Origin of the sequence: Pantoea sp. GM01, from assembly GCF_000282675.1 — a bacterium.
Classification (GTDB): Bacteria; Pseudomonadota; Gammaproteobacteria; order Enterobacterales; family Enterobacteriaceae; genus Pantoea; species Pantoea nemavictus.
Map to the genome: position 1 here is coordinate 12,254 of NZ_AKIU01000048.1, position 20,280 is coordinate 32,533.

Consider the following 20,280-nt stretch of genomic DNA (forward strand, 5'->3'; position numbering starts at 1 on the left):
GAAGCGAATTAGAGACAGATTTGCTGTGTTTTTTTATAACAGTTAGCCTGGTGCGGTTTTTCCCTCACCCTAACCCTCTCCCGCAAGCGGGCGAGGGAATTGATCGAGTGAATCAAGAAACCTGCCCCACAATCTGCAAATTAGCGTCATCCGGTACTTCGTTATACGACAGCACGTTCAGCCCGTTGGCAAACAGTCGGGCATAGCGCGCAATCAGTGGACGCAGCTGCGGCGTCACCAGCAGCACCTGGGTCAGATTCTGCGCTTTAAGCTGCTCCATCATCACCGGCAGCGTGCTCTGCAGCTGCGTCAGGATATTCGGATCGACCGGGAAGCTATCGAGCGCTACTTTGCCGGCCTGCTGCGCCTGGTTCAGCGCGGAGAGCAGCAGATTCTCCAGACTGTTATCCAGCGTATAAGCCGACAACGGCTTGTTGTCCGGCGCAATCGCCGCCACCATCGCGCGCCGCAGCGCATAGCGCACATCGGAGGTCAGCAGAATCGGATCTTTGGTGATCGCTGAGCTCTCCAGCAGCGTAGTCGCAATGGTGGTGATGTCCTTCAACGACACCTGATCGTTCAGCAGCAGACGATAAACCTTGAGCTGCAGACTGAAATTCACCGCGGCATTCACATCTTCCGATAGCTTGGGAGCCACGTTGCTTAGCCGCTGATGCAGCTGCGTGATGTCATCATAATTAAACAGCTCCGGCAGATGCTCGCGCACCACTTTATTCACATGCGTAGCGACGACGCTGGCGCAATCTACCACCTGATAACCCAGATTCAGCGCCTTGGCTTTCTGCTCCGGCAGGATCCAGGTCACCGCCATGCCATAGGCGGGATCGGTGTCCAGCACGCCGTCGATCTCGCCGTACTGCTCCGGCGTGGGGATCGCCATCAGGCGATCGGCGTGCACTTCGCCAACTGCGGTGCGCACGCCATTGATCTTAATTGCGTACTGCGCCGGTTTGAGATGGAAATCCTCGCGCAGGGCGATTTCCGGCAGCAGCACGCCGCTGGTTTCAGACACCACCTGACGCACGCCGCGCATACGCAACGTCAGCGGCGCACCTTTGCCTTTATCCACCAGCGTCACCAGCTTGTAGCCGAGATTGAGGCCGATTGGCTCAACCATCGGGATATTGTCCCAGCCAATCGCCGGCTGCTCTTCCGGCTGCGCCAGTGCCTGATGGATGGCGTCCATATCGGCATGATCCTGCGTCGGCTTTTGCACATTACGGCCTTGACGCCAGGCAGCGAACAGCAGCAGAGCGGTAAAGATCAGGAACACCAAATGTGGCATGCCGGGCACGATCGCCAGCACAAACATCACGGCGGCGGCGGTGTAAAGCGTGTTGGGTTTCGCCAGCAGCTGCGATTTAATGTCATCGCCCATGTCCGCGCCATCGCTGATGCGCGTCACGATAATCGCCGCCGCCGTTGACAGCAGCAGCGAGGGAATCTGTGCCACTAAGCCGTCACCAATGGTCAGCAGCACATACTGCTCAAATGCTTGTCCCGCCGGTAATCCGTGCTTGAACACGCCAATCAAAATACCGCCAATCACGCTGATCAGCAGGATCATGATCCCGGCGATCGCATCCCCGCGCACGAACTTCGAGGCACCGTCCATCGCACCGTAGAAATCGGCTTCATTCGCCACGTCTTTGCGGCGGCTACCGGCCTGCTCCTGATTGATCAGGCCAGCATTGAGATCGGCATCGATCGCCATCTGTTTGCCGGGTAATGCATCAAGGGTAAAGCGGGCCGACACCTCAGAGATACGCTCGGCCCCTTTGGTCACCACCACAAAGTTGATGATCATCAGGATGATGAACACCACAAAGCCGACGACAAAGTTGCCGCCAATCACCACGTTACCGAAGGCTTCAATCACCTTACCGGCGGCACCGACCCCTTCATGACCATCGAGCAGCACCACGCGTGTCGAGGCCACGTTGAGCGTCAGGCGCATCAGCGTGGTGATCAGCAAAATGGTGGGGAAGATGGAGAAATCCAGCGGGCGATTACTGTTAACGCTCGCCAGCAGCACCATGATCGCCAGCACGATGTTAAAGGTGAACAGCACGTCCAGCACAATCGGCGGCAGCGGCAAGATCACCATCGCCAGCACGCTGAGCAGAAGTACCGGAACGCCAATGTGTGCCTGGCGCAGCAGTTGACTAAACTGGCGCGGTTTAAACTGACTCATGAACTTTCATTACCTCATCCAGGTTCGGCAGTTGGGTATCCAGCCGGGGTTTTTCACCCTGGCCATTGCGCCAGGTTTGCAGTTGCATCACGTAAGTCAGCACCTGCGCAATCGGACGGAACAGGGCTGCGGGAATTTGCTGGTTAACGCGCGTGCTGTGATAAACCGCACGCGCCAGCGGTGGAAACTCCACCACATCAATTTTGTGTTTGCCGGCCACGCTGCGGATATACAGCGCCACGTCATCCACGCCTTTGGCGACGATGTAAGGTGCCGGCGCTTTTTTCGGATCGTATTTCAGCGCCACCGCGAAGTGCGTCGGGTTAGTGATCACCACATCCGCCAGCGGCACCTGTTTGTTGATTTGCCCCATCGCCATCTGGCGCTGCAGGTTACGAATACGGCCTTTTACCTGCGGGTTACCTTCGTTGTTCTTGTGTTCATCGCGCACTTCTTTCTTCGACATCTTCATCTTCTTGGTAAAGAAGAATTTCGTCAGCGGCACATCGATCACCGCGAACAGCACAATGGTGAAGATAAATAGCCGCATCATCGACTCATACAACGCCAGCCCGTGGTTGATCGAATCACGCAAAAACAGGCCTTGCAGGCCCATCATTTCGCTCAGATTGCCTTTGATGGTGCTCCACAGCAGCGCCAGCATCAGCAGGCACTTGGCGATCATCTTCAGCACATCCACGTAGTGCTGCATGGAAAACATGCGCTTCGCGCCGCTGATCGGGTTGAGCTTTTTAAAATCGGGCTTGATGCGCGTGATGACAAAGATCCAGCCGCCGGGCACCAGCGTCGACAGCGCGGCCGCGAAGGGAATCGGGATCAGCGTGGCGATGAATTTCAGCATGATCAGCACCTGCGTCAGCATGAATTGATGCAGCGCGCCATCATCATGAATGCGTTCCGCCATTTGGCGCACCGCAAGAAATGACGCCTGAATCAAATCACGATAGTACGGAAAGAACAGCGTCATCATGATCAGCGCCATCACCAGACAGACCGCCAGATTCACCTCTTTAGAGCGGGGAATATCCCCTTTCTGCCGCGCTTTTCGCAGCTTACCCGGACTGGGTTTTTCGCTCTTATCTCCACTGCCAGCATCCGCCATCAGTAGCTCCTCATTTTTTCCAGCATCGCCAACACCTGGTTGGTGAGGTCGAGATAGTGACTGCCCACATTGCCTATCAGTAACGTGAAGCAAAACAGGCCAAACAGCATGCTGATGGGGAAGCCGAGCGCGAACAGGTTCAGCGTCGGCGAAATGCGGTTCAGCAAACCAAATACGCCCTGAACCAGCATCATGATCACCACCGTCGGCATCGCCAGCAGCAGCGCGCCGCTAAAGATCCAGCCCACGCCGCCGGCCAGCGTACGCAGCGAAAATTCATTAATCGCCTGACCAATCGGCCAGTAGGTAAAGCCGCTGTAGAGAATGGTGAGCAGCAGCAGATGACCGTCCATGCTGAAGAACAGCAGCGCAGCCCAGATCTGAATAATTTGTGAGATCACCATGGTGGAGCTGCCGCTGGCGGGATCGTTCATTACCGCCATTCCAAGGCCCATGTTCATCGACAAAATATTGCCCGCCGTCTGCAGCGCCCAAAAGGTCCACCACAGCATCTGGCCAAACACGAATCCCCACAGAATTTGCTCGCCGGTCAGAATCAGGCTCTGTACCGACATCAGCTCACGCAGCACCACGTTGTGCGTCAGCATCGGCGTCATCACGATGCTCAGCAGCAGCGCCAGTCCCAGCTTGGCTTTACGCGTAAAGGCGCGGTTATCCAGCAGCGGGCAAAAGTGCATGAAGGCATAGATGCGCACCAGGGGCAGCCACAGCGCGAAGATCGGCTGGATCAGATCGTTGATGGCGATGCCCATCGTTAGCCCACCAACTGCGCGGCCTGCTGAAAGATCAGCTGGGTGAAGTCGATCAGCTGCGTCAGCATCCATTTACCGGCAAACACCAGCACTAACAGCGTCATGATCAGACGCGGCAGAAAGCTCAGCGTCTGTTCATTGATCTGGGTGGTGGCCTGAAAAATGCTCACCAGCAGACCGGTGATCAGGCTCGGCACGATGGCCACGGCGGAGATGATCAGCACCAGTTTCAGGCCTTGCGCCAGAATGTCGCCAGCGACGTCGATATTCATCATAATCCCAGCCCCTGCACGCTTTGCGTCAGCGTGCCAACAATCAGCGACCAGCCGTCACAGAGAACAAACAGAATCAGTTTGAACGGCAGCGAGACAATCAGCGGTGACAGCATCATCATCCCCATTGCCATCAAAATGCTGGCGACGATCAGGTCGATCACCAGGAAGGGGATGTAGATCATAAAGCCAATTTTGAAGGCGGTTTTCAGTTCGCTCAGCACAAAAGCGGGCGCGATGATGGTGAGATCCTGCGCTTCCGGCTCGCCCGTCGCGTTAGCGATGGTCATGATCTGCGCCAGCGAAGTGCTGTGCGTTTGCGACAGCATGAATTTTTTCAACGGCACCTGACCGGTGCTCAGCGCCTGCTGCAGGCTGATTTCGTTGTTTTGGTATGGCACAACAGCATTGTCGTAGACATTGGTCCATACCGGACGCATCACCAGCAGCGTCAGCACCAGCGCAATACCGGTCAGCACCTTATTCGGCGGGCTTTGCTGCAGGCCAATCGCCTGGCGCAGCAGCGCCAGCACGATAATGAAGCGGGTAAAGCAGGTCATCATCAGCATCATGATCGGCAGCAGGCCGAGCAGCGTCATCAGAATCAGAATTTCAATTTTTACGCTGTACTCCTGGCCGCCATTGGCGGAGGGCACAGCGGAGAACAACGGCAGTCCGTTCTGTTCTGCCAGCGCCAGCGATGGCACCAGCAGCAGGCCGGCCAGCGCCAGCCCTCCTTTAATCCAGCCGGAATTGCGCATCATCATTAGCCCGCCAGTTCGCTGAGATCGCTGTTGTTGAACTCAATTAGGCGCAGGCCATATTTATCGTTCAGCACCACCACTTCGGCTTTACCAAACAGAATGCCATTCACTTTGACGTCCAGCGGCTCACCGGCCAGTTTATCCAGCTCGATCACCGAGTCGTTGCCGACGCCAATCAGGTCGGCGAGGGAAATCTCCACCGACGCGACTTCCAGCGTCAGCGTGACGGGAATGCGGCTGAACAGCGCCAGATTACGCGGTGCGTCACGCGTGACGGCAGTAACGGGCTCGGCTACCTCGGTATCCGGCTGGTTTTCCAGGGAAAAATCGAGGTCCAGCGCATTGGCTAAATCGTTTAAATCGCTCATGTTATTCACTCGTACGGTCACTGAATTCGGAGAAAAAGAGTTTGCCGCGCTCTTCGCAGATTACGGCGCTAAACAGCGGTTGATCGCCAACCAGCAGGGGAATACGGTCATTCATGGCAAACGGCAGCACGTCGTTGGGTTTCAGGCGCGCCAGGTCAGCCACCGTCATCGGCAGCGTCGCCAGGCGACCGCGCAGACGCACCGGTAACTGTTTAAAACTGTGCGGGCTGGTCGGCACCGGCGTATTGCGATTGCTATCAGCAGGCTGACGCAGCGTGCTGAGTAAACGGTCAACGTGCGCGGCATCCAACAGCAGTGAGAAATTGCCGTTGCTGTAACCATCAAGGAAGAAATCCACGCGATACGACCACTGGGTTAATAACGAAGCCGGATCGGGTTTAATGGTCAGCGCTTCGGTAAATAACTCATCGCCACAAATTAAATGTACCAGTTCGCTGGCCAGTTTCATTTGCAGACGCTCTTCCGTTTTGGTTACCGGGAAATTATCTGCGGTTAATTGGTGCTGCTCATCACGTGATAATCCGTAATAGTCATGCAGGATATTCAGCAACAAGGTGCGGTCGAGGCAAAATGCCAGGTTGCCCAGCTCAGAGCTAAAAATCGTTGCCTGCTTAACGGCGCAATCCATCTGAAATTGCATATCACGCAAACTCACATCGACGCGAAACTTCTTCAGGAAATAGATGCTCAGCTTGGCGTCTAAGCGATCGCTGTTATCTTTAAAAACTTTAGGGACCTTATGATAAGGGCGACCGAGTTTATTGACTTCCAGCTTCATCAGTTCGGGCTGATTCTCTGGCGTATAAATTCTCATCCGATTGGATTTCGTACGCATCTTCATGCTTCCGTCCGTCAGGGGTTAACCTGTCTTATATATAGAATGAATGCGATCCCGCTAAACATTTCCCTGCCAGGGTTGAGTCTTGCTTTATCAGACTTAACCTAATTAGGAATCTTCTATGTTTTTTTGGCGAGATGTTTTCTCAGGCGCAAATTAAAGCTTTTCTGGATGATTAAAACAAGGTGGCAAAACTTATTAATCCATTAATTTAAAACGCACATTAATATTAATTAAATTGATTAACTATATGATAATTAAAGATTAATGTTTTAATACTGCGAAGATGATAGCTAAGAATGTTCTGATGCGTATACTCAGCGCACATCACAGGCGGAACCAGCAATTCGACATCATTACCTGGCTTAAGCTAAGCCGATTCTTAATAGCGAATAGTCTGGTTTACACCTTATTGAAACGCATGGTTTCTGATGCGTAATAAGGAAAGTCTTTTTTCATAAAGACGCAGGTATTAATCGGTTCTTAGGAAATCTTTCATCTATGAATATGGCTGAATCAATGCAGAAGAATAATGATGAACGTTTTATTGCTCAGGCAGCATCGAGTGTAAATCTGTTTGCGCTGGCGCAACGTGTGGCAAAGTTCAACGTGCCGGTTTTGATTACCGGTGAAACCGGCACCGGTAAAGAGTGCGTGGCGAAATATATTCATCAGCATGCTTTTAATGAGTCGGCGCCTTATGTCGGTGTTAACTGCGCCGCTATTCCTGAAAATATGCTGGAAGCGATTCTCTTCGGTTATGAAAAAGGCGCCTTTACCGGTGCGGTGAGTAGCCAGCCGGGTAAATTCGAATTGGCCAATGGCGGAACCTTATTGCTGGATGAAATTGGCGATATGCCGTTAGCGCTGCAGGTGAAATTGCTGCGTGTATTACAGGAGCAGGAAGTTGAGCGCCTCGGTAGCCATAAAAAGATTCCGCTCGATATCCGTTTAATTGCCTCCACCAATAAAGACCTGGAAGTGGAAATTGCTGAAGGGCGTTTTCGTCAGGATCTGTTTTACCGCCTGTCGGTGGTGCCGATGCATATCGATCCGCTGCGTGAACGCACCGCCGATATCCTGCCGCTGGCCGAGCGCTTTATCGAAAAATATCAGGCCTTCGTCAAACACCGCCCGCGCATCACCGAGTGTGGCCGCCAGGCGCTGCAAAGTTACAGCTGGCCGGGCAACGTGCGCGAGCTGGAAAACATTGTGCAGCGCGGCCTGATTATGTGCGCCGACGGCGATCTGCACGCGGGCTGCTTTAATCTGAAAATCAGCACCGCCTTGCTGCCCGAAGTGATGGTCCAGCAGCTGGGCGACGCGGCCAACGCCGACGAATGCCAGATTAAGAGCCACGGCCGTCGCGCCGAATCGCAATACATCCTTGACCTGTTGAAACGCCACCAGGGCAACAAATCCAAAACCGCCGAGTTTCTTGGCATTACTCCGCGCGCGCTGCGCTATCGACTGGCCTCAATGCGCGAGCAGGGCTTTGACCTCGGCTGCGCCTGATAAAAGAGAACTACGCAATGTTAGACAAACTTCCCGCTATTGGCGTGCAGGGCAACATGCTGGCCGAGATGCAACGTATGCAGCTGCAAGCACAAACCAGCCCGATCGCGCCTGCCGGCCAAACGGTTTCGCTGGGTACACCGAGTTTCACTGATGTGCTGAAGGGGGCGGTCGGTAACGTTGATCGTCAACAGCAAGTTGCTTCGCAGAAGCAAACCGCCATCGACATGGGCCTGAGTGATGATTTGAGTGGCGCGATGATCGAAAGCCAGAAAGCCAGCGTGGCCTTCTCGGCGCTGATGCAGGTGCGCAACAAGCTGCAACAGGGCTTCGATGAAGTCATCAATAGTCCACTGTAAATGGAGCTGAGTCGTGCTGGATAAATTACACACACTGTTGCCGGCGAATGTGCTGGTAATAGTGAAAAAATGGCTGCTCCCGGCGGCGATTGCTGCGGTGATCACCGCGGTGATCGTGGCGCTGTTGTGGCAGAGCAATAACAAGTGGACCACGCTGTTCGGCTCGCAGGAGAACCTGCCGATGTCTGAAGTGGTGGAAACCCTGAGCGGCGAAGGCTTGAGCTATCGCGTCGCACCTGACAGCGGCATGATTCTGGTGCGCGAAGGTGATTTACCGCAGGCGCGCATGGCGCTGGCGGCGAAAGGTATTCGTGCGTCTTCGCCGGATGGCTACGAGCTGATGGACAAAGAGGAGATGCTCGGCAGCAGCCAGTTCGTCCAGAACGTGCGTCTGCGCCGCAGCATGGAAGGCGAGCTGGCGCAGAGCATTATGGCGCTGGACAGCGTGGAGTACGCCCGCGTACACCTCGGTATTTCGGAAACCAGTTCGTTCGTGCTTTCCAATAAACCGAACAGCACCGCCTCGGTGATATTGCGCCTCAAATACGGTCGCCAGCTGAGCGATGAACAGGTGGGTGCGATTGTCAGCCTGGTTGCCAACAGCGTGCCGGGTATGAAGGCGGAACAGGTCAGCGTGGTGGACCAGAAAGGGGGGCTGCTCTCGGCCAATATCGCCGAGCAACTCAACGGCCGTCCTGGCCTGCGTAATAGCGGCGAGATGGTGCAGCAGATGCGTGAACAGATCGAACGCAACATTGCCAACCTGCTGGTGCCAGTGCTGGGACACGAAAACTTCCGCGTCAGCGTGGTGCCGCGCGTTGATTTCAGCCAGGTCGAAGAGACGCAGGAGCGCTTCCTGAATGAACCGCGCGTGGCAAGTGAACAGCTGGCACAGGACAACACCACGGAGCAGCTGGCGGTCGGCATTCCCGGTTCGCTGAGCAATCGCCCGGCGAATGCGCCCGCACAGAACAACGCGCAGCCACAGCTGTCAACGCGCAACCAGGCGCAGCGCCAGTTCAACTGGGATCGCGATATCCGCCATATCAAACATCAGGGCTATCAGGTGCAGAAGCTCACCGTTGCCGTGGTGCTGAATCAAAATGCGGCGGTGGTGCAGGGCTGGAACGCGGAAAACCAAACGCAAATCAATGCGCTGCTGACCAAAGCTGCCGGTATCGATAGCCAACGCGGCGATGAGTTGTCGCTGGCGCTGCTGGCCTTCAGTCAGCCGGACGTTCCTGAGGACGAGATTACGCCATGGTGGGAACGCGATAGCACCTTGCTGTGGGCGGAGCGCGGCGGCATTGGTCTGCTGGCCCTGCTGGTGATTCTGTTTGGCCTGCTGCCGATGATGCGCCGCGTGGCGCGTCAACCCGCAGCCAATGAAGCGCTGGCTAACAGCGTGGTGGAGCCCGAAGCGACGCCAGAAGGGGACGAGGAGACACCGGCGCTGCCAGGCAGCAGCTTTAACGGCGACGACAACTTGCCGCCGCAGAGCTCCGGCCTCGAAACCAAAATCAATCATCTCCAAACCCTGGCGCAGAGCGAAACCGATCGCGTCGCCGAAGTGTTGAAACAATGGATCAGCAGCAATGAGCGAAGCAACAGAAAGTAAAACCAGCAAAAGCAGCGAGCCGTCCACCAAGGTGCGCTCGCGTCTGGAGCAGGCGGCCATCGTGCTGCTGAGCATTGGTGAAGAGGCCGCGGCACAGGTGATGAGCAAGATGAGCCGCGAAGAGGTGTTGCGTTTGTCAGAAACCATGGCGCGCCTGCACGGCGTTAAGTTGACGCATGCGCGGCTGGCGATGAACAACTTTTTCCAGGAGTACCGTGAACAAAGTGGCATCAACGGCGCCTCGCGCAGCTATCTGCGCAACATTCTTGAACGTGCCCTCGGCGGTGAAATTGCCCGCAGCGTGATCAACGGCATTTACGGTGACGAGATTCGCCATCGCATGGCGCGCTTGCAGTGGGTGGATACGCCGCAGCTGGCGGCGATGATCGCCCAGGAACATCTGCAGCTGCAGGCGGTATTCCTCGCCTTCCTGCCGCCGGATGTCGCCGCCGGTGTGCTGGCGCAGCTAGATGAGTCACGTCAGGACGAGATTCTTTATCGCGTCGCGCGGTTGGACGACATCAACCGCGATGTAGTGGATGAACTTGATCGCCTGATCGATCGCGGCGTGGCGGTGTTGTCAGAGCACGGTTCGAAAGTGCAGGGCATGCGTCAGGCCGCCAACATTGTTAACCGCATCAGCGGCAATCAGCAGGCGCTGCTGGCGCAGTTAGAGATGCGCGATGAGGCGGTGGTGGATGAGCTGAAAAGTGAAATGTACGAGTTCTTCATCCTCAGCCGTCAGAACAGTGCGGTTCTCCAGCGTCTGCTGGAAGAGGTACCGATGGATCAATGGGCTGTGGCGCTGAAAGGCACCGAGCCTATGTTGAGCCAGGCGATTTACGAGGCCATGCCGCGCCGTCAGGTGCAGCTGTTGCAAAACACCACCTCGCGCCTCGGCCCGGTGCCGATCAGCCGTATTGAGCAGGTGCGCAAAGAGATCATGGCGCGCGTGCGTGAACTGGCGGAAAGCGGCGAGATCCAGATTCAGCTGTTTAGCGAACAAACGGTGGAGTAAGCCATGACCAGCAAACAGATGCGTTTGCATCAGTTTCCGCCGCTGCGCAAAGCCTGGCAGCGCGCGGATGAATCCGGCGTGCCCGCCGATGCGGCCACGCTGCAACAGCAGTTGATGGATGGTTTTCAGCAGGGCATCAGCGATGGCTTTGCGCAGGGGCTGGAGCAGGGCACGAGTCAGGGTTTCCAGGAAGGTCTGCAGCGTGGGCGCGATGAGGGCCAGCAGCAGGGTTTTGACAGCGGTAAGCAGCAGGCGCTGGATCACTTCCTGGCCGCCGCGACACCGCTGGATGCGCTCAGCGTGCAGCTGCAGCAGCAGCTGGATGAACACGAGCAGCGGCGCAAAAGCGAATTGTTAGCGCTGGTGGAAAAAGTCACGCGTCAGGTGATTCGCGTTGAGCTGGCATTGCAGCCTTCGCAGCTGCTGGCGCTGGTCGACGAAGCGCTGAGCAGCTTGCCCGAGCTGCCGAAGCAGCTGCGGGTGCTGATGAATGCGGAAGAGTTCAGCCGCATCAAGGAGCTGGAGCCGCAGAAGGTGAAAAGCTGGGGCCTGGTCGCCGATAGCGAGATGGAGCCCGGTGAGTGCCGTATTGTGACCGACGCCAGTGAAATGGATATCGGCTGCAATCAGCGTTTGAGCCAGTGCATGAGTGTGCTGCAGGAGAATTTGTAGGGCGGTGCGGTTTGATGCCCTCACCCTAACCCTCTCCCACAGGGAGAGGGGACGATTTAGCTCCCTTGTCGAATGGGAGAGGGGACTAAATACTCCCTCTCCCACAGCGAGAGGGGACTAAATACTCCCTCTCCCACAGCGAGAGGGGACTAAATACTCCCTCTCCCACAGCGAGAGGGGACTAAATACGCCCTCTCCCGCTTGCGGGAGAGGGCTGGGGTGAGGGAAAAACCGCACAAAACCAACAGGAACCATCATGACGCAATCCTTCAACAACCTACTGCAATCGCTGGAAAACATCCCGCTGGCGCGCGTCGCCGGACGGCTGGTGCGCGTCAACGGCATCCTGCTGGAGAGCGTCGGCTGCCGCCTGGCGGTTGGCCAGCGCTGCAACGTGGAGCAGGCCGACGGCACGCTGCTGGCGGCACAGGTGGTGGGATTCGATCGTGACGTCACCTGGCTGATGCCGTTCAAAAGCCCGGAAGGTTTGATCGCCGGCGCCCGCGTTTTTCCCCAGGAGAAGCAGGGCGACATCCTGATTGGCACCAGCTGGTTAGGACGCGTGGTCAACGGCCTCGGCGAACCGATCGACGGCAACGGCAAGCTGGGCGGTAGCGATGTGCTGCCGACGCAACCGACGCAAATCCATCCGCTGACGCGTAAAGCGGTGGCGGAACCGCTCGATGTGGGCGTCAACGCCATCAACGGCCTGCTGACCATCGGGAAAGGCCAGCGCGTGGGTCTCATGGCCGGTTCGGGCGTGGGTAAAAGCGTGCTGCTCGGCATGATCACCCGCAGCACCAATGCGCAGGTGGTGATTGTCGGCCTGATTGGCGAGCGTGGCCGTGAAGTGAAAGAGTTTATCGATCACTCACTTGGGGCGGCCGGGATGGCGAAATCGGTGGTGGTAGCTGCACCGGCGGATGAATCACCGCTGATGCGCATGAAAGCCACGGAGCTGTGCCACACGCTGGCAGCCTGGTATCGCGATGCTGGTTATGACGTGCTGCTGCTGGTGGATTCGCTTACGCGTTACGCCATGGCACAGCGTGAGATTGCGCTTTCGCTGGGAGAACCGCCCGCCACCAAAGGCTATCCGCCTTCGGCGTTTGGCATCATTCCCAGGCTGGTGGAGAGCGCCGGTAATAGCGCATCGCACGGCAGCATGACGGCGATTTACACCGTGCTGGCCGAGGGCGACGATCAGCAAGATCCGATCGTTGACTGCGCGCGCGCGGTGCTGGATGGCCACATCGTCCTGACGCGCCAACTTGCGGAAGCGGGCCACTATCCGGCGATTGATATTGGGCAAAGCATCAGCCGCTGCATGAGCCAGGTGACGCATAAAGATCACCAGCTGGCGGCGCGCACCCTCAAGCAGCTGTATGCCGATTACATGGCGATCAAACCGCTGCTGCCGCTCGGCGGCTATGTGGCGGGCGTAGATGCGCAGGCCGACCGCGCGGTGCGCCTGCAGCCCGCCATCACCAGTTTCCTGTGCCAGACGGTGGATCAACCCGCCGCGCTGGCGCAATCCATTAATGACCTGTTGGCTCTGAGCCAGGCATAAGGCCAGTCATGATCAGAAAACAGAAAATGATCGCCACCCTGACGCAGCTGCGTGAGATGCGCGAACGCAAAGTGAACGATCTGAGCAGCCAGCTGGCGCAGCAAAAACAGCTGGTGCTGCGCTATCAGAATAATATCTCGGCGCTAAACCGTTTAGGCAGCGGCACCGGCGCAGAAGTAGCGGATGCCACGCAGCTCAGCAATCTGGCGCGCTACAAAGCCAATATTCAGCGGGTGATCGCCTGGCAAACCCAGGCGTCGGCGCTGGCAGAAAAACAGCAGGATGCGTTGCAATCTGAACTGATCAGCCACGCGTGTCAGGAGAAAACTGTATCGCTGGTGCTGGAGCAGCAGCAGCAGGCGCTGATGCAGGCGCGTCAACAGCAGCAGCAGAAGCTCACCGATGCCCAGGCGATGCAGTGTTGGCTGCGCAACCGGAGAAAATTTGCATGAACAACCCGCTCTTCACCCAGCTGATGGCCAAGCGCCAGCCGCTCAAACAGGGCGAGCTGCCGTTTATTAGCGTAGTCACGCCAACCTGGAATCGCCGCGCGTTTCTGCCTTATCTGCTCTATATGTTCCAGTATCAGGATTATCCGGCCGATCGCCGTGAACTGGTGATTCTGGATGATTCAGCCGAGAGCAGTGCTGAGCTGGTCGCCACGCTGACGCGCTATGCGCCGCACCCGGAGCTGATTCGCTATTACCATCTCAGCGAACGCCTCACCATTGGTGCCAAACGTAATCGGGTCAATGAGCTGGCGCGCGGTGAATACATTGTTTGCATGGACGATGATGACTTCTATCGTCCCGATAAGCTCAGTTACACCATCAGCGAGATGCGCCGTCACAATGCGCTGTTTGCCGGTTGCCACGTGATTCCTATCTGGTACAGCCACGTTAACCGCATCTTTATGAGCAGCGACCAGGGTAAACGCAACGTGCTGAACGGCACCTTTGCCTATCATCGTAACTTCCTGAAAAAGCACCGTTACGACGACAGCGCCACCCTCGGCGAAGAGCAGGGCTTTACCCACAATTTTACCGCGCCGGTGCTGCTGCTCGATCCGTGGCGCTCGATTCTCTGCGTCTCGCACAGCAGCAATACCTTCGATAAAGACTTTGTGCTGGGCAGCTGTGAAGCGCAGCACATCACGCTGGACGAGGCGGTGCCCGACGCATTTGTGCGCAAATTTTATCAGCGCCTGCATCAGGCACCGCTATCGCAGCAGCCGGACTGGATGTTTTTCCATCGCGTCGTACTGGTGGGTGAGGACGACGCCTTGCTGTCAGCCTTCAACCACAAGCTGCTGGCTGCCGGTTTATCGGCCGCGCAGGTGGAATGTATGGCGCCGGTGGAAGGGGACGCGCGGCTGACGCATTTGGCCGTCACGCAGCGTGCCCAACGTGAGAACTGGCCGAACTATCTGCTGCTGGACAGCCGTCTCGATTGGGTACGTCAGCAGCGTTGTATTGATGCGCTTAACCGCCTGCTGCGCGCGCTCAAGCACATCAGCTGGGATGGTTTTCATCTGGCCGCCGAAATCGAGGCCGGCAACATTCTGACCCAGCTGCCGGGCGTGATCAGCGCCAGCGTGCAATCACTGCCGCATTTGGCCTGCTGCGTTAATCAGCAAGCCTATGCACCATTAATCGAACGTTTACAGGATCAACTGGCGAAAGCTGGTTATCTCAATACCGCAGACCTGCGCTGGTTTGCCCTTTACCCCAGCATGTTTTTCCGTAGCGAAGACGACGATGGGCAGGCATGTACGGCGCGCTTTTTCCGTAAATTAGGTGTCGTACCGCACGTCGGTGCACAGGAGCCACAATGAATACCGCAAACAGTTATACCCCGGAATATGTCACGCGCATCCAGGCGCAGCCCTGGAACTGCCAATGTGCAGGGTGCAACGGTGACAAGCCGCTGCGCCAACTGCGCTGGCGTGAAGAGCAGCGCGCCAGCGCCGAGCTGAGCTGCGATAGCGCGGCATCCGCCATTTTATTTGATCACCATGCCTTCGCCTTGCAGCATACGCTTGCCGCTGCCCAGGATGCGCCCGCGCTCTGCACGCGTCTGCAGGTGCTGAATCAGCAGGCGATTTTCATGCTGGGGAATGAGGATGCACCGCTGGCGGAGAAGCTGTATGCCACCGGCGTATTGGTGAGTAAATGTCAGTCGCTGCAGCAACCGGAGGAGATTCAGCAGGTCGGTGAAGAGCTGCTGATGCTGATGAACAGCGGCCTGCTGGCGGAAGCGTTCGCCACGTTACCGGCCATCGATGTTTATCCGCTGGCGGCGTTGCGTCAGCTGGCGCAGGTTGAGCTGGATGCCGATCTCGATCCTTTAACCGGAATGACGCTGGTGATGAAGTTAAATGAGCTCGCCATGCTGAGCGATGCGCAGCTGTTGCCGTTGCTGAGTGAACTGCGTGACGATGCTCAGGTGCAGGCGTTTATGCTGCAGAAGAGTCAGGTATGGCGTAACTATCTGTTATGGAACGCTTATCACGGTGTCTTCCCAGGCAGCGCGGATGCGCAGTGGGAAACCGCGTTCCTTACGCTGTGCCAGCGGGTTTTTGGCATGCAGGTGATTATCAGCCTGCTGCTGACCGAGCAGTGCGATCTGGATGATGAGACGCTGGCTGCGTTGTTCGCCGCCTGGCAGCGTCAGTCGCTGCCAGCGCTGAGCGAAGAAAATGCGCTACTGATTGGGTTGTCGTTGCTGAAATAATCGAACGGGTCGTCCTTTGTGGCGACCCGTTTTGTCTTTACGCGCCGCAGAAAACAAAAAAGTCGCCGGGAAGGGCGACTTTTTTTTGGCTGGTGCGATTAGCGCTGATAGAGAAAGTTGTGCGGCTGGCCGGTTAATGAACTGAGCGTTTCCTGCTGCATCGAGAGCAATAAACCGTTGCGTTCGTTCATCTGCTGGCAGGCTAATGCGCTGAGTTCCAGCGTGCGCCACCAGCTTTCAGCTTGCTGCGCCAGGGAAGCCGGCAAGTAGGGCAGCAGCTGAGTCACTCCGCGGCTATCTGAAGCCAGCTTCAGCGCCTGCAGCGTTTCGCTGCGACGCTGGGATGATCCGTGCAGCTGCTGATAAATCGCCAGCAGTTGCTCATTCACTGTGTGCAGATTCGCCGCATCACAGGCGATCATCGCCTCACGCTGCTGCTGCAGCAGTGCCGTTAGCGCATCGTAGTGCTGCGTATCCTGCTTGATATCGCGCAGCAGCGTTTTTACCCGTTCTGCGGTGCTGGTCATGAGCGATAAAAGTCCATCATCGCCTGTGCCAGCGCGTCGGTGTCTACCTGCAAACGGCCTGCTTTCAGCGCGTCCTGCATGGCGCTAACAAAAGTCGCGTCCACTTCTGGCATCTCACGTAGCTGCTGTTGCGCAGTCTGCATGGGGCCCTGGGCGGCGTTGTCACTGCGCGCGGCGGCGCGATCGCTCTTCGCCGCAGCAGGCGCATCGTTAAGGGCGGCAGTGACAGGTTTAGCAACTGGCGCAACGCCAGTCTCATTACGGGTGATTTTCATGGTTAAGTGTCTCGAGTCGATTACGGCATACCCCAGCACAACGACACCGCTGTGCGGAAACTTAAATTCCGCTTTTAGGGTGTGCCGGGCGCCACCAGCATGCGCACCACGCCGCGATCGTCCACCCGCGCGCTAACCACGCGCTGGCTCTGCAGATTACGCACCTTAATGATGTCGCCTTTACGGCCTTTCTTTAACGCTTCGCCCATCATCCTGGCCTGCACGCCATCCTGCTCGGCAATCATCACCACCTGCTGGCCGCGTTCGATCATCACCGGTTGATCAAGATGCGCCGGGGCGATGGCCTGCAGCTCACGCACTCGCTTCTTCAGCGTAAATCCGATCGCCTCATCCGGCTTGGTCATAAAGCCATCACGCAGGCCGACCACGTTGCGCTTCTTAATTTCCACATCGCTGGCGGCCAGATGGCGACCGCGATCCAGGGTGTTTTTTGCCACCAGAATCGGCAAATAGACATCCGGTTTCACCGTCACGGCAATCTCCCAGCCGTTCGGCCCATCACAGCGAATGTCGTAACGCAGACGCGCCAAATCCAAACGATCGCCAGCCGGCAAGGCGGAGGTTAAGGGGCGCGTACAGCGCTGAAAGCGGCTGACTTCGGTGGGAATAAAGACGTTGAGTTTGCTGCTGAAGTCTTTCCAGCCTTTTTGTTTGGCGGTGCGCTGAATGTCGGCCGTGGCGTTGGCAACCGCCTGATTGTAGATCTGCTTCCGCGCAGTTTGCGCTTCAGGTGCGGCAAAAACCTGCGTTGATAAAAACAGCAGGCTAAGCGGAATCAGGCGGAAAAGTGACTTCCCGGTAGGACGCAATGTGTTCATGTAATTCTCACCAAATCAATGATTTAAAAGTTGGCACGCTGTTTGCTTAAGAGCGTGTGAATCGCAACTGATGAGGAACACCACATGGGGATAAGTTTTGACAAAGCGCTGGGGGTACATCCCGCCGCCTTACAGCTTCGACTTTCGCGAGCAGAGCTGTTAACGGCCAACCTGGCAAATGTGGATACCCCGAATTACCAGGCTAAAGATATTGATTTTGCCGCTGAGATGCAACGTTCAATGCTGAAAAGTTCGTTCACTTCTTCGCCAGATATTCAGTATCGCGTGCCGTATCAACCATCGTCCGATGGCAACACCGTGGCGCTGGACGTTGAGCAGGCCGAGTTCTCGAAAAACTCGCTGGATTACCAAACCAGCCTGCAATTTCTCAGCAGCAAATTTATCGGCCTGAAGCAGGCCATTGAAGGGAAATAATTTTGTCTTTCAACGATATCTATCGCGTTTCGGGTTCAGCGATGACGGCACAAACCGTCCGCCTGAACACCATCGCCAGTAACCTGGCCAACGCGGAATCACCGGCTGCCAGCGAAGCCGCGACCTACAAGGCGCGCCGTCCTGTGTTTGCCGCGATTTATCAAAACAGCCAGCTGATGGATTCACCCGCCATGGCAGGCGCGCGCGTGCAGGTGCTGGACGTGGTGGAAACCGGCACGGCGGTGCGCCGCTATGAACCGGGCAATCCGCTGGCCAACGCCCAGGGCCATGTCTTCTATCCCGACATTAATACCGTCGAAGAGATGGCCGACATGATGTCCGCTTCGCGCAATTTCGAAACCAATGTGGAAGTACTGAACAGCGTGAAAAGCATGCAGCAAAGCCTGTTACGTCTGGGAGAAGCCTAAGTATGAGCGTGAATAACGTTAACAACAGCAGCAATGGCGTCGACAACTACGGCCAGACGCCGCAGAGCAACGGCGGAACCAGCAGCATGTTCCTGACGCTGCTGGTGGCGCAGATCCAGAACCAGGATCCCACCAATCCAACCGACAGCGCGGATTACATCAATCAGCTGTCGATGATGTCGCAGATGGAGTCGATGCAGACGCTGACCGACACCATGACTGGCGTCTACTACATGGCCGAAAGTATGCAGGCGATGGGGATGGCCAATCTGGTGGGGCAGCATGTGTTTGCCAGCAGCGACAAGATTCAGGTGGACGGCAACAAAATTGAGGGTCGCCTCAATCTGCAGCATCCGGCAGAAAACGTCACCCTGCACATCAAAGACAGCGCCGGTAAAGAGGTCAAGCTGGAGCTGGGCAAACAGCCGCAGGGTGATGTCGATTTCACTATCGATCCTGAAGCGTTAGGCCTGGCCGATGGCGAATATACCCTGAGCGTGGTCACCGATGTGGGGGAAGCCAAGATTCCGATTGAGATCGCCGGCACCGTCAACAGCGTGCGTTTCGACCCACAGACCGGCGCACCGATGATCAATATTCCGGGCCTCGGCGAAGTGGCATACAACACCATTCGTCAGTTTGGCAGCAGTAAAAATCCGGCCCCTGTGCCGCTACCTACTCCCGACGCGAACGCATCACGTCGCTTTTCCTAAGGATTTTTTCCATGAGCTTTAACATTGCAACCTCTGGCCTCAACGCAGTTACCCAACAACTGAGCGCCATCAGTAACAACATCGCTAACGGTGGCACCGTTGGCTACAAATCCATGCGTGCGGAATTCGCCTCGCTGTATGCCGGCGGCCAGGCAATGGGCGTGGGCGTCAGCAGCATTTCTCAAAGCATTAGCAAAAACGGCGGCGTAAATGGTTCCGCGCGTGGCCTTGACCTGGCAATCGCTGGCAACGGCTTCTTTATGACCAAAGACAGCAGCGGCAGCGTGAGTTATTCGCGTGCCGGCTACATGGGCACCGACAGCGAGGGCTTCGTGACCAATAATCTCGGCAAACGCGTGCAGGGTTATCCGGTGGGTGCCAACGGTGAGTTACAGACCGGCGTGGTGGGCGACCTGAAAATTTCCTCAGGCAGCATTCCGGCTAAAGCCACCGATAGCCTCGGCTTCACCGGCAACCTGAATGCCAATTCCAAAGTGCCCGATGTCACCTCCTTCGATAAGAACGACAGCAACAGCTACAACAACACCTACACCAGCAAAATTTATGACTCGCTGGGTCGTGAACACACCCTTGAGCAGTACTTCGTCAAAACCGGCGAGAACAAATGGGAAGCGCACTATTTCGTCGATGGCCAGGCCGCCACGCCGGCAACCCAGGAACTGGAATTCAGCACCAATGGCGTTCTGACGGCACCAACCGGTGCCATCAACGTTAGCGCGCCCATTGCCGGTGCCGATGGTCTGGACATCGCGCTGGATTACGCCGGTACCAGCCAGTACGGCACTGAATTTAACGTGTCAAAAAATAGCCAAAACGGCTTTGCCGCCGGTGAGAAAACCGGTGAAAAGGTTGATGATGACGGCAAGATCTACGCCACCTACAGCAACGGCGAGCGCATGCTGCAAGGCCAACTGGTGCTGGCTAACTTCAGCAACCCCAACGGCCTGAGCTCCGAAGATGGCACCGCGTGGTCGGCCACCAACTTGTCGGGTCAGCCGATGCTGGGCGTACCGAAAAGCGGCCTCAACGGCAGCATCCAGGATTTTGCGCTGGAAGGTTCTAACGTCGATATGACCGAAGAGCTGGTCGGGCTGATGAGCGCCCAGCGTAACTATCAGGCGAATACCAAAGTCATCTCGACCAACGATTCGATGATGAACGCCCTGTTCCAGGCGCTGTAATT

The 20,280-nt window shown here is 56.6% G+C and carries 23 protein-coding genes; 13 read left to right on the plus strand and 10 right to left on the minus strand.

What is annotated here, in order from left to right; genetic code table 11:
• Window positions 1-112: 112 nt before the first annotated feature.
• From PMI17_RS14235 to PMI17_RS14265, 7 genes are read right to left on the minus strand one after another with little or no spacing between them, the layout of a single operon-like run.
• Window positions 113-2,215, minus strand: a complete 2,103-nt coding sequence (locus tag PMI17_RS14235; RefSeq protein ID WP_009128096.1) for a flagellar biosynthesis protein FlhA — start codon at window positions 2,213-2,215, stop codon at window positions 113-115.
• Window positions 2,202-3,338, minus strand: a complete 1,137-nt coding sequence (flhB, locus tag PMI17_RS14240) for a flagellar biosynthesis protein FlhB (protein ID WP_009128099.1) — start codon at window positions 3,336-3,338, stop codon at window positions 2,202-2,204. The genes PMI17_RS14235 and flhB overlap by 14 nt, the downstream gene beginning before the upstream one ends.
• Window positions 3,338-4,111: a flagellar biosynthetic protein FliR gene (gene fliR / locus PMI17_RS14245; protein WP_009128102.1), complete on the minus strand. Its 774-nt coding sequence runs from the start codon at window positions 4,109-4,111 to the stop codon at window positions 3,338-3,340. The genes flhB and fliR overlap by 1 nt, the downstream gene beginning before the upstream one ends.
• A 2-nt stretch (window positions 4,112-4,113) precedes the next feature.
• Window positions 4,114-4,386 (minus strand): flagellar biosynthesis protein FliQ, encoded by a 273-nt coding sequence (gene fliQ / locus PMI17_RS14250; RefSeq protein WP_009128104.1) that lies wholly within the window; start codon window positions 4,384-4,386, stop codon window positions 4,114-4,116.
• Window positions 4,383-5,150, minus strand: a complete 768-nt coding sequence (fliP, locus tag PMI17_RS14255; RefSeq protein ID WP_009128106.1) for a flagellar type III secretion system pore protein FliP — start codon at window positions 5,148-5,150, stop codon at window positions 4,383-4,385. The genes fliQ and fliP overlap by 4 nt, the downstream gene beginning before the upstream one ends.
• Window positions 5,150-5,515, minus strand: coding sequence for a flagellar motor switch protein FliN (fliN, locus tag PMI17_RS14260; RefSeq protein WP_009128108.1), 366 nt, complete (start codon window positions 5,513-5,515; stop codon window positions 5,150-5,152). Before fliN ends, fliP begins: the two co-directional genes overlap by 1 nt.
• A gap of 1 nt (window position 5,516) precedes the next feature.
• Complete coding sequence (locus PMI17_RS14265) at window positions 5,517-6,371, minus strand: flagellar motor switch protein FliM (RefSeq protein WP_036621286.1); 855 nt, start codon at window positions 6,369-6,371, stop codon at window positions 5,517-5,519.
• A gap of 522 nt (window positions 6,372-6,893) precedes the next feature.
• On the opposite strand from PMI17_RS14265, the gene PMI17_RS14270 reads away from it, so the two are divergent.
• The 9 genes from PMI17_RS14270 to PMI17_RS14310 all read left to right on the plus strand — a co-directional run bounded on the left by PMI17_RS14270 (window position 6,894) and on the right by PMI17_RS14310 (window position 15,859).
• Window positions 6,894-7,889, plus strand: coding sequence for a sigma-54-dependent Fis family transcriptional regulator (locus PMI17_RS14270; protein WP_238344416.1), 996 nt, complete (start codon window positions 6,894-6,896; stop codon window positions 7,887-7,889).
• Window positions 7,890-7,906: 17 nt separating this feature from the next.
• The gene (locus tag PMI17_RS14275; RefSeq protein WP_009128111.1) at window positions 7,907-8,248 is read left to right on the plus strand and encodes a flagellar hook-basal body complex protein FliE; all 342 of its coding nucleotides are present in this window, start codon (window positions 7,907-7,909) and stop codon (window positions 8,246-8,248) included.
• A gap of 13 nt (window positions 8,249-8,261) precedes the next feature.
• Window positions 8,262-9,866, plus strand: coding sequence for a flagellar basal-body MS-ring/collar protein FliF (gene fliF, locus PMI17_RS14280; protein ID WP_009128112.1), 1,605 nt, complete (start codon window positions 8,262-8,264; stop codon window positions 9,864-9,866).
• On the plus strand, window positions 9,844-10,884 hold the full coding sequence (locus PMI17_RS14285; RefSeq protein WP_009128113.1) for a flagellar motor switch protein FliG: 1,041 nt from the start codon (window positions 9,844-9,846) through the stop codon (window positions 10,882-10,884). Before fliF ends, PMI17_RS14285 begins: the two co-directional genes overlap by 23 nt.
• Before the next feature lie 3 nt (window positions 10,885-10,887).
• Window positions 10,888-11,556 carry a flagellar assembly protein FliH gene (gene fliH / locus PMI17_RS14290; protein WP_009128114.1) on the plus strand — a complete coding sequence of 223 codons (669 nt, stop codon included), beginning with the start codon at window positions 10,888-10,890 and terminating at the stop codon, window positions 11,554-11,556.
• 256 nt (window positions 11,557-11,812) lie between these two features.
• Complete coding sequence (gene fliI, locus PMI17_RS14295) at window positions 11,813-13,126, plus strand: flagellar protein export ATPase FliI (protein WP_009128115.1); 1,314 nt, start codon at window positions 11,813-11,815, stop codon at window positions 13,124-13,126.
• 8 nt (window positions 13,127-13,134) lie between these two features.
• Window positions 13,135-13,578, plus strand: a complete 444-nt coding sequence (locus PMI17_RS14300) for a hypothetical protein (protein ID WP_009128116.1) — start codon at window positions 13,135-13,137, stop codon at window positions 13,576-13,578.
• Entirely contained in the window at window positions 13,575-14,960 is a 1,386-nt protein-coding gene (locus PMI17_RS14305; RefSeq protein WP_009128117.1) for a glycosyltransferase family 2 protein, read from the plus strand. Before PMI17_RS14300 ends, PMI17_RS14305 begins: the two co-directional genes overlap by 4 nt.
• Entirely contained in the window at window positions 14,957-15,859 is a 903-nt protein-coding gene (locus tag PMI17_RS14310; protein ID WP_009128118.1) for a hypothetical protein, read from the plus strand. Before PMI17_RS14305 ends, PMI17_RS14310 begins: the two co-directional genes overlap by 4 nt.
• Before the next feature lie 98 nt (window positions 15,860-15,957).
• Here PMI17_RS14310 and PMI17_RS14315 read toward each other — a convergent pair whose 3' ends face one another.
• The 3 genes from PMI17_RS14315 to flgA form a co-directional block, all read right to left on the minus strand.
• Entirely contained in the window at window positions 15,958-16,386 is a 429-nt protein-coding gene (locus PMI17_RS14315; protein ID WP_009128119.1) for a flagellar protein FlgN, read from the minus strand.
• A complete protein-coding gene (gene flgM / locus PMI17_RS14320) occupies window positions 16,383-16,661 on the minus strand; it encodes a flagellar biosynthesis anti-sigma factor FlgM (RefSeq protein WP_009128121.1) in 279 nt (92 codons plus the stop codon). Before flgM ends, PMI17_RS14315 begins: the two co-directional genes overlap by 4 nt.
• 74 nt (window positions 16,662-16,735) lie before the next feature.
• A complete protein-coding gene (gene flgA, locus PMI17_RS14325) occupies window positions 16,736-17,500 on the minus strand; it encodes a flagellar basal body P-ring formation chaperone FlgA (RefSeq protein WP_009128122.1) in 765 nt (254 codons plus the stop codon).
• A gap of 84 nt (window positions 17,501-17,584) precedes the next feature.
• Here flgA and PMI17_RS14330 point away from each other — a divergent pair, with 84 nt between their 5' ends.
• From PMI17_RS14330 to flgE, 4 genes are read left to right on the plus strand one after another with little or no spacing between them, the layout of a single operon-like run.
• Window positions 17,585-17,935, plus strand: a complete 351-nt coding sequence (locus PMI17_RS14330; protein ID WP_009128123.1) for a flagellar basal body protein — start codon at window positions 17,585-17,587, stop codon at window positions 17,933-17,935.
• Between the two features lie 2 nt (window positions 17,936-17,937).
• Window positions 17,938-18,363, plus strand: a complete 426-nt coding sequence (gene flgC, locus PMI17_RS14335) for a flagellar basal body rod protein FlgC (RefSeq protein ID WP_009128124.1) — start codon at window positions 17,938-17,940, stop codon at window positions 18,361-18,363.
• A gap of 2 nt (window positions 18,364-18,365) precedes the next feature.
• Window positions 18,366-19,076 carry a flagellar hook capping FlgD N-terminal domain-containing protein gene (locus tag PMI17_RS14340; RefSeq protein WP_009128125.1) on the plus strand — a complete coding sequence of 237 codons (711 nt, stop codon included), beginning with the start codon at window positions 18,366-18,368 and terminating at the stop codon, window positions 19,074-19,076.
• 11 nt (window positions 19,077-19,087) lie between these two features.
• Entirely contained in the window at window positions 19,088-20,278 is a 1,191-nt protein-coding gene (gene flgE, locus PMI17_RS14345) for a flagellar hook protein FlgE (RefSeq protein ID WP_009128127.1), read from the plus strand.
• Window positions 20,279-20,280: the final 2 nt, after the last annotated feature.

Bases quoted from the DNA above. Each gene is read 5' to 3' on its own strand.
- PMI17_RS14275 (WP_009128111.1), top strand. From the start codon at position 7,907: ATGTTAGACAAACTTCCCGCTATTGGCGTGCAGGGCAACATGCTGGCC.
- fliP (WP_009128106.1), bottom strand. From the start codon at position 5,150: ATGATGATGCGCAATTCCGGCTGGATTAAAGGAGGGCTGGCGCTGGCC.
- PMI17_RS14265 (WP_036621286.1), bottom strand. From the start codon at position 6,371: ATGCGTACGAAATCCAATCGGATGAGAATTTATACGCCAGAGAATCAG.
- PMI17_RS14235 (WP_009128096.1), bottom strand. From the start codon at position 2,215: ATGAGTCAGTTTAAACCGCGCCAGTTTAGTCAACTGCTGCGCCAGGCA.
- fliR (WP_009128102.1), bottom strand. From the start codon at position 4,111: ATGGGCATCGCCATCAACGATCTGATCCAGCCGATCTTCGCGCTGTGG.
- fliH (WP_009128114.1), top strand. From the start codon at position 10,888: ATGACCAGCAAACAGATGCGTTTGCATCAGTTTCCGCCGCTGCGCAAA.
- PMI17_RS14330 (WP_009128123.1), top strand. From the start codon at position 17,585: ATGGGGATAAGTTTTGACAAAGCGCTGGGGGTACATCCCGCCGCCTTA.
- PMI17_RS14300 (WP_009128116.1), top strand. From the start codon at position 13,135: ATGATCAGAAAACAGAAAATGATCGCCACCCTGACGCAGCTGCGTGAG.
- PMI17_RS14310 (WP_009128118.1), top strand. From the start codon at position 14,957: ATGAATACCGCAAACAGTTATACCCCGGAATATGTCACGCGCATCCAG.
- PMI17_RS14285 (WP_009128113.1), top strand. From the start codon at position 9,844: ATGAGCGAAGCAACAGAAAGTAAAACCAGCAAAAGCAGCGAGCCGTCC.
- flhB (WP_009128099.1), bottom strand. From the start codon at position 3,338: ATGGCGGATGCTGGCAGTGGAGATAAGAGCGAAAAACCCAGTCCGGGT.
- fliN (WP_009128108.1), bottom strand. From the start codon at position 5,515: ATGAGCGATTTAAACGATTTAGCCAATGCGCTGGACCTCGATTTTTCC.
- PMI17_RS14315 (WP_009128119.1), bottom strand. From the start codon at position 16,386: ATGACCAGCACCGCAGAACGGGTAAAAACGCTGCTGCGCGATATCAAG.
- PMI17_RS14340 (WP_009128125.1), top strand. From the start codon at position 18,366: ATGAGCGTGAATAACGTTAACAACAGCAGCAATGGCGTCGACAACTAC.
- PMI17_RS14270 (WP_238344416.1), top strand. From the start codon at position 6,894: ATGCAGAAGAATAATGATGAACGTTTTATTGCTCAGGCAGCATCGAGT.
- flgM (WP_009128121.1), bottom strand. From the start codon at position 16,661: ATGAAAATCACCCGTAATGAGACTGGCGTTGCGCCAGTTGCTAAACCT.
- PMI17_RS14305 (WP_009128117.1), top strand. From the start codon at position 13,575: ATGAACAACCCGCTCTTCACCCAGCTGATGGCCAAGCGCCAGCCGCTC.
- flgA (WP_009128122.1), bottom strand. From the start codon at position 17,500: ATGAACACATTGCGTCCTACCGGGAAGTCACTTTTCCGCCTGATTCCG.
- flgE (WP_009128127.1), top strand. From the start codon at position 19,088: ATGAGCTTTAACATTGCAACCTCTGGCCTCAACGCAGTTACCCAACAA.
- fliQ (WP_009128104.1), bottom strand. From the start codon at position 4,386: ATGATGAATATCGACGTCGCTGGCGACATTCTGGCGCAAGGCCTGAAA.
- fliI (WP_009128115.1), top strand. From the start codon at position 11,813: ATGACGCAATCCTTCAACAACCTACTGCAATCGCTGGAAAACATCCCG.